Below are 13,963 nucleotides of genomic sequence, written 5' to 3'. Positions count from 1 at the left end.
GAGGCGAGCGTCGGCGCCGCGCAGCCAGACCTCGGCGACTCGGCGCGTTGGCGCTGGAGGCGATGCTGTGGGTGGCCGCGGTGGCGGCCCTGGTCTCCGGCGCACCGCCGGCCCTGGCCCAGGGCTGGGTCAGGGTCGCGACGCAGCCCGCCCCGGCTCCGTCGGTGCTGGAGATGGCCATCGCGGATCTGGACGGCGACGGTCGGGCGGAACTGATCCTGGTCGGCCGTGACTACGAGCGCCAGCAGGACCGGCTCTACGTCATGGGCTGGTCCGGCTCCTCGGGCTCGCCGCTTCGCACCCTGAGCCAAAGCCCTCCCTTCGTCGAGCCGATGAGCCACGTGGCGCTGGCGGTGGGTCCCTTCACCCGCCAGGACGGGCCCGAGATCCTGGTCGCCACCAACAGCCGGCTGGTGGTCTGGCGCTGGGAGCGCGACCGGCTGTCGCGCGCCTGGGAGGGGCAGTACTCCGAACGGGTGGAGCAGGTGGCGGCCGTGCACCTGCCCGGTGAGCCCGCCGCTGTCGCCATCGCCCACGTCCGCACCGAGCCCCGCTGGCACTACCTCCTCCACATCTGGCACTGGGACGGCCGCTCCCTGGAGCCCGTGGCCGGGCCCTTCGCCATCGGGTCGGTGCGGGCCATGACCGCGGGCGACGTGCTGGGCGACGGGCAAAGCGAGCTGGTGCTGGAGGTGGGCCAGGGCAACGACCCGGGGCAGATCGAGATCTGGCGCTGGGAGCGCGACGCCTTCATCGCCGCGGGCTCGGCCCGCCTGCGGGATGCCCCCGTCTTCGGGCTGGGGGCGGGGCGGGTCGTCGAGGTGAGCCCCGACTTCGACCTGATCATGACGGCCGACGACCGGGGGCGGGTGGCGCTGTACCGGTGGGACGGGCGCGCCTTCTCCCGGGTGGGCGACGTCCTGACGCTGAGCTGGGGGCTGGTGGCCTCGGCCGTGGGCGATCTGGACGGCGACGGCCGCACCGAGGCCGTCGTGGCGGAGTACCCCAACATCCTGCACGTGCTGCGCTGGCGACCCTGAGGGCGAGCGGGAGGCGACGGCGGTATGGAGGCGAGGCCATTGTCGGGCGACGCGATGGTGATCGAGGGCGGCACGCTGGTGGAGCCCTTCGAGCCGCCGGTGGAGGACGGGGCCGTCCTCATCGAGGGAGGGACCGTCACGTACAGCGGCCCTCGCCGCCGGCTCCCCGGGCGCGCCGCGCAGCTGCCCCGGCTGGACGCGGGCGGCGGGTACATCGTGCCGGGCTTGGTCGACGTCCACGTCCACGGGGGCGGCGGGGTCGACACCATGGACGCCTCGCCCGACGGCCTGCGCGCCATGTCGAGGGCCCACGCCCGAGCGGGCACCACGTCGCTCCTGTGCACCACGGTGACGGCGGCCCTGGAGCCGCTGCTGGAGGCGGAGCGGGCCGTGGTCGAGGCGGCGCGCCGGCAGCGCGCCTGGTGGCGGGGCCAGGCCCCGGCCCGGACGACGGCGGCTGGGGCGCCCGCATCGCGGGCATCCACCTGGAGGGGCCGTACCTCAACCCCGAGCGCAAAGGCGCCCAAAACCCCGACTACATGCGGGATCCCGACGTCCGGGAGCTGCAGGCGCTGCTGGAGGCCTCCCGGCTCGACGGCGAGGTCCTGCTGCGGTTGATGACCATCGCCCCCGAGCGGGAGGGGGCCCTGGAGGCCATCGGGTGGCTCGTCTCGCACGGCGTGGCGGTCGCGGTGGGCCACTCGGCCGTGGACGGCGAGCGGCTGGAGGCGGCCATTCGAGCGGGAGCTTCCCAGGTGACCCACCTCTTCAACGGCATGCCGCCCTTCCACCACCGCACGCCGGGGCTGGCCGGCGCTGCCCTCTCCGACGAGCGGCTCGTGGCCCAGCTCATCGCCGACGGGGTGCACATCCACCCGGCGGCGCTGCGGGTGGCCTACCGGGCCCGGGGCGCCCGCGGCATCGCCCTGGTGACCGACGCCCTGGCCCCGATGGGCCTGGGCGAGGGGCGCTTTCGGCTGGGCGAGTACGACGTCGAGGTGCGCGGCGGGGCCTGCCGCATGCTGGACGGCACGCTGGCCGGCAGCATCCAGGGGCTGGGCGAGCTGGTGCGGCGCATGGTCCAGGAGGTGGGGGCCCCCCTGGCCGACGCGGTGGCGATGGCCAGCCGGGTCCCGCCGACTCGGTGGGGCTGGCCGGTCGGGCCGGCACCCTGCGGCCAGGCGCCTGGGGCGACGCGGTGGTGCTCGACGCCGGCGGCCTGGAGGTGCGGGCCACGGTGGTGGCGGGGCGGGTGGTCTACCGCCGCTGAGCGGGCGAGCCGTCAGCCGCGACGGGTGCGGCGGTGGTAAGATAGAGCCGCTGCCGGGCCGGTCGGGCCGGCGGCGGGGGGAGGGGCGCATGGGTTCGACGACGCCGGAGCGGAGCTCCGAGCGGCCCGAGGGCCCGCGGCCCATCTTCGTCATCGTGACGGGCCTGTCGGGGGCGGGCAAGACCGAGGCGATGCGCGCCCTGGAGGACCTGGGCTTCTTCTGCGTGGACAACTTGCCGCCGGCCCTCATTCCCACGTTCGCCAGCCTCTGCCAGCAGTCGGGCCGCATCGACAAGGCCGCCCTGGTCAGCGATGCCCGGGGCGGGCAGTTCTTCCACGATCTCTTCCGGGCCCTCCACGAGCTGGAGGAGCAGGGGGTGCGCTACCGCATCCTCTTCCTGGAGGCCTCCGACGAGGCCCTGGTGCGCCGCTTCAAGGAGACGCGGCGGCGCCACCCGCTGGCGCCCGAGGGGAGCGTGCTCGAGGGGATCCGGGCCGAGCGCCAGCTGCTGGAGCCGTTGCGGGGGCGGGCGCACTTCATCGTCGACACGACCACCCTCTCCCCGCGGCAGCTGCGCGAGCAGGTGGCGCGCCAGGCTCGCCAGCTGAGCCCCACGCGAGGGCTGTCGGTGACGGTGGTCTCCTTCGGGTACGCCCGGGGCATCCCCATCGACGCGGACCTGATCTTCGACGTGCGCTTCCTGCCCAACCCCCACTACGTGCCGGCCCTCCAGCCGCTGACAGGCAACGATCCGGCCGTGGCGGAGTACGTCTTCCAGTGGCCGCTGGCACAGGCCTTCATGGAGCGCCTCTACGGGCTGGTGGACTTCCTGCTGCCGCACTTCGTCGACGAGGGCAAGCAGCACTTGCTGATAGGCATCGGTTGCACGGGCGGGCAGCACCGCAGCGTGGCAGTGGCCAACGAACTGGCTGCCCACCTGCGGCGGCTGGGGTACGATGCGGTGGCCGAGCACCGCGACGTGGGGCGTCGCCCCACGCCCGAGCCGGACGAGCCGCCTGCGTCGGGCCCGGACGCCCCGTCCGGTCGGGAGGAGACGTCGTGAACGCCCCGCCCGCGGCGTCCCCGCCACCGGGGCCCGGGGCCGTCGGTGCGGCCCGGGCGGCGGACGGCGGTGGCCAGCGCCGGGCGGCGCCTGACCGAGGCGCTGCGCGACCTCTTGCCGGGCACCGGCCTCGAGCGGTGGGGGCTGCTGGCCGTGGGTGCCGTGCTGGTGGGCGCGCTCGGGACGCGCCTGGGCCGCAGGACGCGCCGACTGGGCCCTGGCGGCGGTGGCGGTCGGCGCGGGGATGGCGGCGGTCGCCGTGCGCCGCACGGTGGTCACGGTGGCGGGCACCCTGGCGCCGCATCCGACCCGGCCGCTGCTCGACGTCCTGCGGGAGCGGCGCATCCGCGAGCGAGGACCCCGCACCGTGGCGGTGGGCGGCGGCACGGGCCTGTCGACGCTGCTGCGGGGCATGAAGTTCCACAGCGACCACCTGACCGCCGTGGTGACCGTAGCCGACGACGGCGGCAGCTCGGGGCGGCTGCGCGAGGAGATGGGCATCCTGCCGCCGGGCGACGTCCGCAACACGCTGGTGGCCATGGCCGACACGGAGCCGCTCTTGGAACGCCTCTTCCAGTACCGCTTCACCCGGGGCGAGGGGCTGTCGGGGCACACCTTCGGCAACCTCTTCATCGCCGCCATGTCGGAGATCACCGGCGACTTCCAGGAGGCCATCCGCCAGTTCAGCCGGGTGCTGGCCGTGCGGGGGCAGGTGCTGCCCTCGACGCTGGCGTCGGTGCAGCTCCGGGCGGAGTTGGCCGACGGCAGCACGGTGACGGGGGAGAGCGCCATCCCCCGCCAGCGCAAGCCCATCCGGCGCATCGCGCTGGTGCCGCCCGACGTGCCGGCGGTGCCCGAGGCGCTGCAGGCCATCCTGGAGGCCGACATCGTGGTGCTGGGCCCCGGCAGCCTCTACACCAGCGTCATCCCCAACCTGCTGGTGCGCGACCTGGCGGCCACCGTGCGCGCCACGCCGGCCCTGCGGGTCTACGTCTGCAACGTCATGACCCAGCCGGGGGAGACCGACGACTACCGGGCCTCCGATCACGTGCGGGCCCTGCTGGACCACGGCGGTGGCCCGGGCCTCGTCGACTGCGTGCTGGTCAACACGGCACAGGTGCCCGAGGGGCTGCTGCGCCGCTACATGGCCGAGGGCGCGCGCCCCGTCGAGGCCGACGTGGAGCGCCTCACCGGCATGGGGCTGGTGGTGGTGAGCGGGCCCCTGGTCTCCCACACCCACGTGGTGCGTCACGACTCGGTGCGGCTGGCCGAGGCCGTGGCCGCCCTGGCGGCCTTGGGGCGGGATCTGGCGCCGCCGGGCAGTCACCTGACCGTCGACGAGGTGCTGGCCAGGGCCCAGCACCCCCGCCGTCCCGCCAGCCGGCGGCGCGTCGCCGTGGCGCTCTGAGCCGCCGTCCATGCCCCCCTGGGGCCCGCAGGCAGGAATTGGGCGGGTATGCGGCGTACAGCCCAGGCAGGATGGCGCCGGGGGGAGACGGCCGTGCGCGCGGGGCGGGTCCGGCCGGCGGCGGCCGTTTCGCGTGCCGATTTCGGGACATTTCCAGTCCCTCTTGGCGGCAAACGTCCCTGCCGCGGCCGCGAGGGCCGGCGTACGCTATACGGGGAAGGCTCGGAGGGGATGGGACAACCACTTTCGGTCATCCTCAAGGTCGCGCCGGAGCTGTCGGAGGTCATCGAGCGCCGTTACATCGTCTTGCGCAACGTGGCGTTTTTGCAGCCGGTCGGTCGGCGGGGGCTCGCGGCCCGGCTCCACTGGCCCGAGCGCATGGTACGCAACGAGGTCGACTTCCTGCGCCATCAGGGCTTCCTGGATCTGGCCGCCGACGGGATGCGGGTGAGCGAGGCCGGGCAGCGCTTGCTCAACGATCTCAAGGATCTGGTGCGAGAGCTCCGAGGCCTGGCCGACGTCGAGCAGCGCCTGGCCCGCCGGCTGGGGCTGCAGCGGGTCATCGTGGTGCCGGGTGACGCTGACGTCGATGATACCTCCAAGAAGGAGATCGCCCGGGCCACGGCCCGTTTCCTCAAGGAGGTGCTGCGGGAGGGGCAGGTGCTGGCGGTGACGGGCGGCAGCACCCTGGCCGAGGTGGCGCTGAGCCTTCCCGAGGAGAGCGTGCCGCTGGGCATCACGGTGGTGCCGGGGCGGGGCGGATTGGGCGAGGACGTGGAGCTGCAGGCCAACACCATCGCCGCCGAGATCGCCCGGCGCCTGCGGGCAAACTACCGGCTGCTGCACGTCCCCGACGATCTGCCCGAGGAGGCGGTGGAGACGGTCGCCTCCCAGCCGCAGGTGCGGGAGATCCTGGATCTCATCCGGCGGGCCGACATCGTCCTGCACGGCGTCGGCACGGCCGAGGAGATGGCCCGGCGGCGCCGGCTGGGGCCGGCCGAGACGGCCCGGTTGCGGGAGCGGGGGGCGGTGGGCGAGGCCTTCGGCTACTACTTCAACCGGCAGGGCCAGCCGGTCTACCAGACCGCCAGCTTCGGCTTGAGGGTGGAGGACCTGGCCCACTGCGGCCAGGTGGTGGTGGTCGGTGGCGGCCGGAGCAAGGCCGAGGCGGCCCTGGCCGTCATCTCGACGGGGTACCAGGACGTGCTCATCACCGACGAGGGCCTGGCCTGGCGGGTGCTGGAGCTGACGGAGGGCCCCCGATCGGAGGAGATGGCGGCGGCCACCAGCGCGTCCCGCTAGGGGCCGCCGGCAGACCAGACCATGGAAGGAGCGGTTGGCATGGCGATTCGCGTGGGGGTCAACGGCTTCGGGCGGATCGGGCGGCAGATCGTGCGCGCCGCCATCCACGACCCGCAGCTGGAGATCGTGGCGGTCAACGACATCACCGACGCCCCGACCCTGGCCCACCTCTTCAAGCACGACTCGGTGCACGGCACCTTCAAGGGCGAGGTGCGGGTCGACGGTGACAGCATCGTCATCGACGGCCGCCGCATCAAGGTGCTGGCCGTCAAGAACCCGGCCGAGCTGCCGTGGAAGGATCTGGGCGTCGAGTACGTGCTGGAGTCGACGGGGCTCTTTCGGGATCGGGAGAAGGCCTCGGCTCACCTGAAGGCCGGCGCCCGCAAGGTGATCATCACGGCCCCCGCCAAGGGCGAGGACATCACCATCGTGCTGGGGGTCAACCACGAGCGTTACGACCCCGCCCAGCACCACCTGGTCTCCAACGCCTCGTGCACCACCAACTGCCTGGCGCCGGTGGCCAAGGTGCTCGACGAGCGCTTCGGCATCGTGCGGGGCACCATGACGACGGTGCACAGCTTCACCAACGACCAGCGGGTGCTGGACCTGCCCCACAAGGATCTGCGCCGGGCCCGCGCCGCCTCTCTCAACATCATCCCCACCACGACGGGTGCCGCGCAGGCGGTGGGGCTGGTGCTGCCGCACCTCAAGGGCAAGCTGGATGGCTACGCGCTGCGGGTGCCGACGCCCGACGTCTCCATCCTGGACCTGGTGGCGGTGGTCGACAAGGCCACCAGCGTGGAGGAGGTCAACCGGGCCCTCGCGGAGGCCGCGGCGGGGCCGCTCGAGGGCATCCTGCGCTACAGCGAGGAGCCGCTGGTCTCCAGCGACCTCATCGGCGACTCCCATTCGGCCATCGTCGATGGCGAGCTGACCATGGTCATCGACGGCACCTTCGTCAAGGTGGTGGCCTGGTACGACAACGAGTGGGCCTACTCGGTGCGGTGCGTGGACCTGGTCAAGTACATGGCCAAGAAGGACGGGCGCCTGTGAAGGCGCCCGTCGCCGCGTAAGGGCGTAGCCATAGCCACTACCATCGCCGGCGGGCGTCCGGTGCCGCCGCCGGAGGACCCACGAAAGGGGCGAGCGCCCTCATGACCTCGTACCAGAAGAAGAGCGTGGAGGCCGTCGACGTCCAGGGCAAGCGGGTCCTGGTGCGGGTCGACTTCAACGTGCCGATGGACGAGCAGGGGCGGATCACCGACGACAAGCGGATCCGCGCCAGCCTGCCCACCATCCAGTACCTGCTGGGCCACGGGGCGCGGGTCGTGCTCATGTCGCACCTGGGGCGGCCCAAAGGCAGGCCCGATCCCCGCTACAGCCTCCGGCCCGTGGCCCACCGCCTTGGGGAGCTGCTCGGCATGCCGGTGCGGATGCTGCCCGACTGCGTGGGCGACGAGGTGGAGCGGGCCGTCCAGGATCTGGCCCCCGGAGACGTGGCGCTCCTGGAGAACCTGCGCTTCCACCCCGAGGAGGAGAAGAACGACCCCAATTTCGCCCGGCGCCTGGCGCGGCTGGGCGACGTCTACGTCAACGATGCCTTCGGCTCGGCGCACCGGGCCCACGCCTCCACCGAGGGCGTGGCCCATCACCTGCCGGCCGTGGCGGGCTTCTTGCTGCTCAAGGAGATCGAGACCATGGGCAAGGCCCTGGCCGAGCCCGAGCGCCCCTTCGTGGCCATCCTGGGAGGGGCCAAGGTCTCCGACAAGATCGGCGTCATCCGAAACCTCCTGACCCGCGTCGACGCCCTGCTCATCGGCGGGGGCATGGCCTACACCTTCCTCAAGGCCAGGGGCTACGAGATCGGCGACTCGCTGCTGGATGCCGAGCACGTGGATCTGGCGCGCGAGCTGATGGCCGAGGCCGAGCGACGCAAGGTGCGGCTGCTGCTGCCGGAGGACGTGGTGGTGGCCCAGGCCTTCAGCGCGCAGGCGCCGCGCCAGGTGGTGGCCGCGACGGCCATCCCGGCCGGGTGGCAGGGGCTCGACATCGGGCCCAGGACCCGGGAGCGCTTCGAGGCGGAGATCCGCCAGGCCCGCACCGTCATCTGGAACGGCCCCCTCGGCGTCTTCGAGATGGCGCCCTTCGCGGAGGGCACCCGGCACGTGGCCCTGGCGCTGGCGCAGAGCGACGGCACCACCATCATCGGGGGCGGCGACACGGCGGCCGCGGTGGAGCAGTTCGGTCTGGCCGACCGCATGAGCCACGTCTCCACCGGGGGCGGGGCGTCGCTGGAGTTCCTGGAGGGCCGGGAGCTGCCGGGCGTGGCCGTGCTCCAGGACCGCTGACCGGGGCGACGGAGAGGCGGCGAGCCCTTTGAGCAGCGTGAGTCGCAGCCGCGTCATCGCGGGCAACTGGAAGATGCACAAGACCCCCTCGGAGGCACGGGCCTTCGCCCGGGAGCTCCTGGCGCAGCTGGGCGGGGCGGCGCGGCCCGAGGGGGTGGAGGTGGTGCTCTGCCCGTCTTTCCCGGCGCTGACCGCCGTCCACGCCGAGATCGAGCGGTCGGGCCTGGGGGCGTGGGTGAGCCTGGGCGCCCAGGACCTCTACTGGGAGCGGCAGGGGGCCTTCACCGGCGAGGTGTCGGGGCCCATGCTGGCCGACGCGGGGTGCCGCTACGTCATCGTGGGCCACTCGGAGCGGCGCCACCTGCTGGGCGAGAGCGACGAGTGGGTGGCCCGCAAGCTGCGGGCGGCGCTGGAGTCGGGGCTGACGCCCATCCTCTGCGTGGGCGAGACCCTCGAGGAGCGCCGCCAGGGCCTGACCGAGACGGTGGTGAGCCGGCAGCTCGAGACGGCCCTGGAGGGCCTGGCGGCCGGGGCGGTGGCCGGGGTGGTGGTGGCCTACGAGCCCGTCTGGGCCATCGGCACGGGCGAAAACGCGACGGGCGAGGAGGCCCACCGGGTCATCGACGGGGTGATCCGCAGCCGGGTGCGGGCACGCTTCGGGGAGGAGGCGGCCGGGCGGTTGCGGATCCAGTACGGGGGTAGCGTCAACCCGGCCAACATCGGCGAGTTCATGGCCTACCCGTCCATCGACGGCGCGTTGGTGGGCGGGGCCAGCCTCAAGGTCGACAGCTTCACCGCCATCGTGGCGGCAGGGAGGCGCGCGACGTGACGACCATCGACGAGATCGTGGCTCGAGAGATCCTGGACTCCCGCGGCAACCCCACCCTGGAGGTGGAGGTGGTGCTGTCGGGCGGCGCCATCGGGCGGGCGGCGGTGCCGTCGGGGGCGTCGACGGGCAAGTTCGAGGCGCTGGAGCTGCGTGACGAGGATCCCAAGCGCTACCTGGGGCGGGGCGTGCAGCGGGCCGTCGACAACGTCCACGACCTCATCGCACCGGAGCTGCTGCATCTCGACGCCAGCGACCAGATCGCCATCGACCGGCGCCTGCTGGAGCTGGACGGCACCGAAAACAAGAGCAAGCTGGGCGCCAACGCCATGCTGGGCGTCTCCCTGGCCTGCGCCAAGGCGGCGGCCCAGGCGGCCGGGCTGCCGCTGTACCGCTACGTGGGCGGCACCCAGGCCCGGATGCTGCCCGTGCCCCTGATGAACGTGCTCAACGGCGGCAAGCACGCCGACAACAACCTGGACATCCAGGAGTTCATGATCGCGCCGGTGGGGGCCGGCACCTTCCAGGAGGCCCTGCGAGCCGGCGTCGAGGTCTACCACCACCTCAAGCAGGTGCTCAAGCGCCGCGGGCTGTCGACGGGCGTGGGCGACGAGGGCGGCTTCGCTCCAAGTTTGCGCACCAACCGCGAAGCGTTGGACCTGCTGGTGGAGGCCATCTCGGCCGCGGGCTACAAGCCGGGCGACGACGTGGTGCTGGCTCTGGACGTGGCCGCCTCCGAGCTCTACCGCGACGGACGCTACGTCTTCGCCGGCGAGGGCACCGAGCGAGACGTCGAGCAGATGGTGGCCTACTACCGCGACCTGGTGGAGTCCTATCCCATCGTCTCCATCGAGGACCCTCTCGACCAGGAGGACTGGGAGGGGTGGCGGGCCATCACGGCAGCCCTGGGCCATCGGGTGCAGCTGGTGGGCGACGATCTGTTCGTCACCAACACCAAGCGGCTGCGCCGGGGCATCGAGAGCGGCGTGGCCAACGCCATCCTGGTCAAGGTCAACCAGATCGGCACCCTGACCGAGACGCTGGAGGCGGTGGAGACGGCGCACCGGGCCGGGTACCGGGCTATCCTGTCGCACCGCTCCGGCGAGACCGAGGATACCACCATCGCCGATCTGGCGGTGGCGGTCAACGCCGGGCAGATCAAGACCGGCGCGCCCTGCCGCTCGGAGCGCGTGGCCAAGTACAACCAGCTCCTGCGCATCGAGGAGGAGCTGGAGGACGCCGCGCAGTTCGCCGGCAAGGGGGCCTTCGCCCGGGCGGGTCGCTGAGCGGCCCGCCGGCGTTGGTGAGCTCGCCCCGGCGGTGATACAATGCCCCTGTTGACAACGGGCGACCGCATCGGGGCGGGGCAGGCTGGCCGCCCCGGGGCGAGGGAGGGGGCGCAGGGTTGGTCACGTTCCTGTTCGTGCTGCAGCTGCTCATCGCCGTCGCGCTGACGGTCGTCATCATGCTGCAGCCCAGCAAGGGCGAGGGGCTGGGCTCCATCGGTGGCGGCGCTCGCATGTTCTTCCGCAAGGCCAAGGGCTGGGAGCTCTTGCTGGAGCGGGCGACCGTCATCCTGGCCGTCGTCTTCATGGTGATGTCGGTGGCGCTCGTGCTGGTGGTGCGCTGAGGAGGGGGACGAGCAGCGGATGGACGTGCTCTCATGGGCGCCGGTGGGAGCCATGGGCGCCGGCGCGCTCGCGCTGATCTTCGCCGCTTACTTCTACCAACGGGTCCAGGCCCACGAGCCCGGCAACTCCCGCATGCAGGAGATCGCCGGCGCGATCCAGGAGGGCGCGATGGCCTTCCTGGGACGGGAGTACCGGACCCTGGTCGTCTTCGTCGCGATCGTCGCCGCGGCCATCCTGCTGGCGGGGCTGCTGACGCCGGCCCACAGCATGCAGCCCCTGGCGGCCGTGGCCTTCCTGGTGGGCGCCGTCTGCTCGGCCAGCGCCGGCTACGTGGGGATGCGCTCGGCGACCAGGGCCAACGTCCGCACGGCGCAGGCCGCCACGGGCGGGCTCAACCGGGCGCTGACCGTGGCCTTCTCCGGCGGGGCCGTCATGGGGCTCACCGTGGTGGGCCTGGGCCTGCTGGGGCTGGGCCTGGTGGTCTACCTCTTCGCGGACCCCGCTAACCCCATCAGCTTCAACATCGTCAACGGCTTCGCCTTCGGAGCCAGCTCCATCGCGCTGTTCGCCCGCGTGGGCGGCGGCATCTACACCAAGGCGGCCGACGTCGGCGCCGACCTGGTGGGCAAGGTGGAGGCGGGCATCCCCGAGGACGACCCCCGCAACCCGGCGGTCATCGCCGACAACGTGGGCGACAACGTGGGCGACGTGGCCGGGATGGGAGCGGATCTCTTCGAGTCGTACGCGGCCTCCGTCATCGCCGCCATGACCATCGGCGCCAGCATGGCGGCGACGGGCGGCGGCTGGGGCCTCATCATGCTTCCTTTGCTGCTGGCGGCCGTCGGCATCGTGGCCTCCATCGTGGCGGCCTTCATGGTGCGCACGGGCGAGGGCGGCAACCCGCGCCTCGCGCTGCGCAACGGCACCTGGATCGCCGCGGTGCTGGTGGCGGTGGCCTCCTACTTCGTCATCGCCTGGGTGCTGCCGCAGGGCGGCGAGCTGACGCCGGTGCGGGTCTGGATCGCGACGGTGGCGGGGCTGGTGGTCGGCACGGCCATCGGCTACATCACCGAGTACTACACCTCGGCCGACTACCGGCCGGTGCGCGAGATCGCCGAGGCCTCCCAGACCGGCACGGCCACCAACATCATCCAGGGTCTGGCCAACGGCATGATGAGCACGGGCTGGCCGGTCCTGCTCATCGCGATCGGCACCTGGGTCGCCTACCGTTACGGCGGGCTGTACGGGATCGCCCTGTCGGCGGTGGGCATGCTGGCCACCACGGGCATGACGGTCTCGGTCGACGCCTACGGCCCCGTGGCCGACAACGCCGGCGGCATCGCCGAGATGGCCCATCTGGGCAGCGACGTGCGGCGCATCACCGACCAGCTCGACTCCGTGGGCAACACGACGGCGGCGGTGGCCAAGGGCTTCGCCATCGGCTCGGCGGCGTTGACGGCGCTGGCGCTTTTCTCGGCCTACAAGACCGCGGTCAACGTGGAGACCATTGACGTGACCCGCCCGCAGGTGATCGTGGGGCTGCTCGTCGGCGCGATGGTGCCCTACCTCTTCGGCTCGCTGGCGATGCGGGCGGTGGGACGGGCGGCCTTCCAGATGATCCAGGAGGTGCGCCGCCAGTTTCGCGAGATCCCCGGCCTGATGGAGGGCAAGGCCCGCCCTGACTACGGCCAGTGCGTCAGCATCAGCACGGGCGCGGCTCTGCGGGAGATGGTGACGCCCGGCTCCATGGCGGTGCTCCTGCCCATCGCCACGGGCATCATCCTGGGCAAGGAGGCGCTGGGAGGCCTGCTGGCGGGGGCCACGGCCAGCGGCGTCCTGCTCGCCATCATGATGGCCAACTCGGGCGGCGCCTGGGACAACGCCAAGAAGTTCATCGAGGCTGGCGAGTTCGGCGGCAAGGGTTCCGACGCCCACAAAGCCGCCGTCGTGGGCGACACGGTGGGCGACCCCTTCAAGGACACCGCCGGCCCCTCCATGAACATCCTCATCAAGCTGATGTCCATCGTCGCCCTGGTCTTCGCCCCGCTCTTCGGCGCGGGGTTGCTCTGACGGCGGAGGCCGGACGGTACGGGCCATCGGGCCCGGCGACGAAAATGGCGAGGGGGCTTGCGGGCGTGTGCCGCAAGCCCCCTTCGCGACCGGCGCTCGAAAAGATGGTGGAGGTGGGCGGAGTTGCACCGCCGTCCATGAGCGAGGCCGCCACAGCCTCTACGAGCGTGTCTCCCGTTTGGTGGTGCTCGCCGCCGTCCGATCCCGGGAGCCGGATATGACGGCCGCCAGCCTCCTCAGGTTTCCCCCGGCGGCCCGGAGGCGAGGCCCCCGCGGTATCCCGCCTCGATGACGCCCGGCCCTGCGGCGACGGGAAGACCGTCAGGCGGGCGTGGCCGCGTTAATTAAGCAGCCAGAGCAAGCTCGGGTTCGGCAGTTGTTGACTGCCCTGCGGTTTTACGAGTCGCAGGAGCTCGGCTCGCAGCCATGGCCACCCGCACCCATGTCGAACCTGACTCACCCCCACGAAAGCTGTCGACCGGGTGAGGCGCCCATCGTCCGACCTCAGCATACGCGGTCGGCAGCCGTCGTGTCAACGCGCTCGCCGCTCCCGCTCGGCCAGCGCCTGCTCGATGCGGCGCTGCTCGTCGCGCCGCGCGATGGCCTCGCGCTTGTCGTAGCTCTTGCGGCCCCGCGCCACGGCCAGCTCCACCTTGGCCAGGCCCCGCTCGTTGAAGTAGATGCGCAGCGGCACCAGCGTCAGGCCCTTCTCGGCGACGCGCCCGGCCAGGCGGGCGATCTCCCGGCGGTGCAGCAGGAGCTTGCGGGGCCGACCCGGGTCGTGGTCCCAGACGTTGCCGGCCTGGTACGAGGAGATGTGGGCCCCGATCAGGTAGACCTCCCCGTCCCGGACGCGCGCGTAGCTGTCGCGGAGCTGGGCCCGGCCGAGCCGCAGCGACTTGACCTCGCTGCCGGTCAGCACGAGCCCGGCCTCCAGGGTCTCCAGGATCTCGTAGTCGTGGCGGGCCTTGCGATTTTCGCAGACCGTGCGCGCCTGGGTCATG

Annotated in this window: 12 protein-coding genes and 1 other RNA gene; 11 read left to right on the top strand and 2 right to left on the bottom strand. The window is 72.6% G+C overall.

Annotated features, from left to right (window positions below):
• Nucleotides 1-62: 62 nt before the first annotated feature.
• The 11 genes from VLY81_RS10765 (at nucleotide 63) to VLY81_RS10715 (ending at nucleotide 12,959) form a co-directional block, all read left to right on the top strand.
• Nucleotides 63-1,040 (top strand): FG-GAP repeat domain-containing protein, encoded by a 978-nt coding sequence (locus tag VLY81_RS10765; protein WP_324668167.1) that lies wholly within the window; start codon nucleotides 63-65, stop codon nucleotides 1,038-1,040.
• Nucleotides 1,041-1,064: 24 nt separating this feature from the next.
• Complete coding sequence (locus tag VLY81_RS14800; RefSeq protein ID WP_405001255.1) at nucleotides 1,065-1,658, top strand: amidohydrolase family protein; 594 nt, start codon at nucleotides 1,065-1,067, stop codon at nucleotides 1,656-1,658.
• 741 nt (nucleotides 1,659-2,399) lie between these two features.
• On the top strand, nucleotides 2,400-3,374 hold the full coding sequence (gene rapZ, locus VLY81_RS10755) for an RNase adapter RapZ (protein ID WP_324668165.1): 975 nt from the start codon (nucleotides 2,400-2,402) through the stop codon (nucleotides 3,372-3,374).
• A gap of 157 nt (nucleotides 3,375-3,531) precedes the next feature.
• Entirely contained in the window at nucleotides 3,532-4,782 is a 1,251-nt protein-coding gene (locus VLY81_RS10750; RefSeq protein WP_324668164.1) for a gluconeogenesis factor YvcK family protein, read from the top strand.
• A gap of 231 nt (nucleotides 4,783-5,013) precedes the next feature.
• The gene (locus VLY81_RS10745) at nucleotides 5,014-6,084 is read left to right on the top strand and encodes a sugar-binding transcriptional regulator (RefSeq protein WP_324668163.1); all 1,071 of its coding nucleotides are present in this window, start codon (nucleotides 5,014-5,016) and stop codon (nucleotides 6,082-6,084) included.
• 39 nt (nucleotides 6,085-6,123) lie between these two features.
• The gene (gene gap / locus VLY81_RS10740; RefSeq protein WP_324668162.1) at nucleotides 6,124-7,137 is read left to right on the top strand and encodes a type I glyceraldehyde-3-phosphate dehydrogenase; all 1,014 of its coding nucleotides are present in this window, start codon (nucleotides 6,124-6,126) and stop codon (nucleotides 7,135-7,137) included.
• A gap of 101 nt (nucleotides 7,138-7,238) precedes the next feature.
• Nucleotides 7,239-8,432 carry a phosphoglycerate kinase gene (locus tag VLY81_RS10735; RefSeq protein ID WP_324668161.1) on the top strand — a complete coding sequence of 398 codons (1,194 nt, stop codon included), beginning with the start codon at nucleotides 7,239-7,241 and terminating at the stop codon, nucleotides 8,430-8,432.
• Between the two features lie 37 nt (nucleotides 8,433-8,469).
• The gene (gene tpiA / locus VLY81_RS10730; RefSeq protein ID WP_324670406.1) at nucleotides 8,470-9,261 is read left to right on the top strand and encodes a triose-phosphate isomerase; all 792 of its coding nucleotides are present in this window, start codon (nucleotides 8,470-8,472) and stop codon (nucleotides 9,259-9,261) included.
• Nucleotides 9,258-10,544: a phosphopyruvate hydratase gene (gene eno, locus VLY81_RS10725; protein WP_324668160.1), complete on the top strand. Its 1,287-nt coding sequence runs from the start codon at nucleotides 9,258-9,260 to the stop codon at nucleotides 10,542-10,544. The genes tpiA and eno overlap by 4 nt, the downstream gene beginning before the upstream one ends.
• Nucleotides 10,545-10,663: 119 nt before the next feature.
• Complete coding sequence (gene secG / locus VLY81_RS10720) at nucleotides 10,664-10,888, top strand: preprotein translocase subunit SecG (protein WP_324668159.1); 225 nt, start codon at nucleotides 10,664-10,666, stop codon at nucleotides 10,886-10,888.
• Between the two features lie 19 nt (nucleotides 10,889-10,907).
• On the top strand, nucleotides 10,908-12,959 hold the full coding sequence (locus VLY81_RS10715; RefSeq protein WP_324668158.1) for a sodium-translocating pyrophosphatase: 2,052 nt from the start codon (nucleotides 10,908-10,910) through the stop codon (nucleotides 12,957-12,959).
• A gap of 105 nt (nucleotides 12,960-13,064) precedes the next feature.
• On the opposite strand, the gene ssrA is transcribed toward VLY81_RS10715, so the two are convergent.
• Both ssrA and smpB read right to left on the bottom strand, forming a co-directional pair.
• Nucleotides 13,065-13,423: a transfer-messenger RNA gene (ssrA, locus tag VLY81_RS10710) on the bottom strand.
• 68 nt (nucleotides 13,424-13,491) lie between these two features.
• A complete protein-coding gene (gene smpB / locus VLY81_RS10705; protein ID WP_324668157.1) occupies nucleotides 13,492-13,962 on the bottom strand; it encodes an SsrA-binding protein SmpB in 471 nt (156 codons plus the stop codon).
• Nucleotide 13,963: the final 1 nt, after the last annotated feature.

The organism is Limnochorda sp. LNt (genome assembly GCF_035593265.1).
Lineage (GTDB): Bacteria > Bacillota > Limnochordia > Limnochordales > Geochordaceae > Geochorda > Geochorda subterranea.
This window is presented reverse-complemented; position numbering and strand designations above follow the sequence as displayed.

Excerpts from the sequence above, each read along its gene's own strand:
- VLY81_RS10765 (WP_324668167.1), top strand. The coding sequence starts at position 63 with ATGCTGTGGGTGGCCGCGGTGGCGGCCCTGGTCTCCGGCGCACCGCCG.
- VLY81_RS14800 (WP_405001255.1), top strand. The coding sequence starts at position 1,065 with ATGGAGGCGAGGCCATTGTCGGGCGACGCGATGGTGATCGAGGGCGGC.
- rapZ (WP_324668165.1), top strand. The coding sequence starts at position 2,400 with ATGGGTTCGACGACGCCGGAGCGGAGCTCCGAGCGGCCCGAGGGCCCG.
- VLY81_RS10745 (WP_324668163.1), top strand. The coding sequence starts at position 5,014 with ATGGGACAACCACTTTCGGTCATCCTCAAGGTCGCGCCGGAGCTGTCG.
- gap (WP_324668162.1), top strand. The coding sequence starts at position 6,124 with ATGGCGATTCGCGTGGGGGTCAACGGCTTCGGGCGGATCGGGCGGCAG.
- VLY81_RS10735 (WP_324668161.1), top strand. The coding sequence starts at position 7,239 with ATGACCTCGTACCAGAAGAAGAGCGTGGAGGCCGTCGACGTCCAGGGC.
- VLY81_RS10715 (WP_324668158.1), top strand. The coding sequence starts at position 10,908 with ATGGACGTGCTCTCATGGGCGCCGGTGGGAGCCATGGGCGCCGGCGCG.
- smpB (WP_324668157.1), bottom strand. The coding sequence starts at position 13,962 with ATGACCCAGGCGCGCACGGTCTGCGAAAATCGCAAGGCCCGCCACGAC.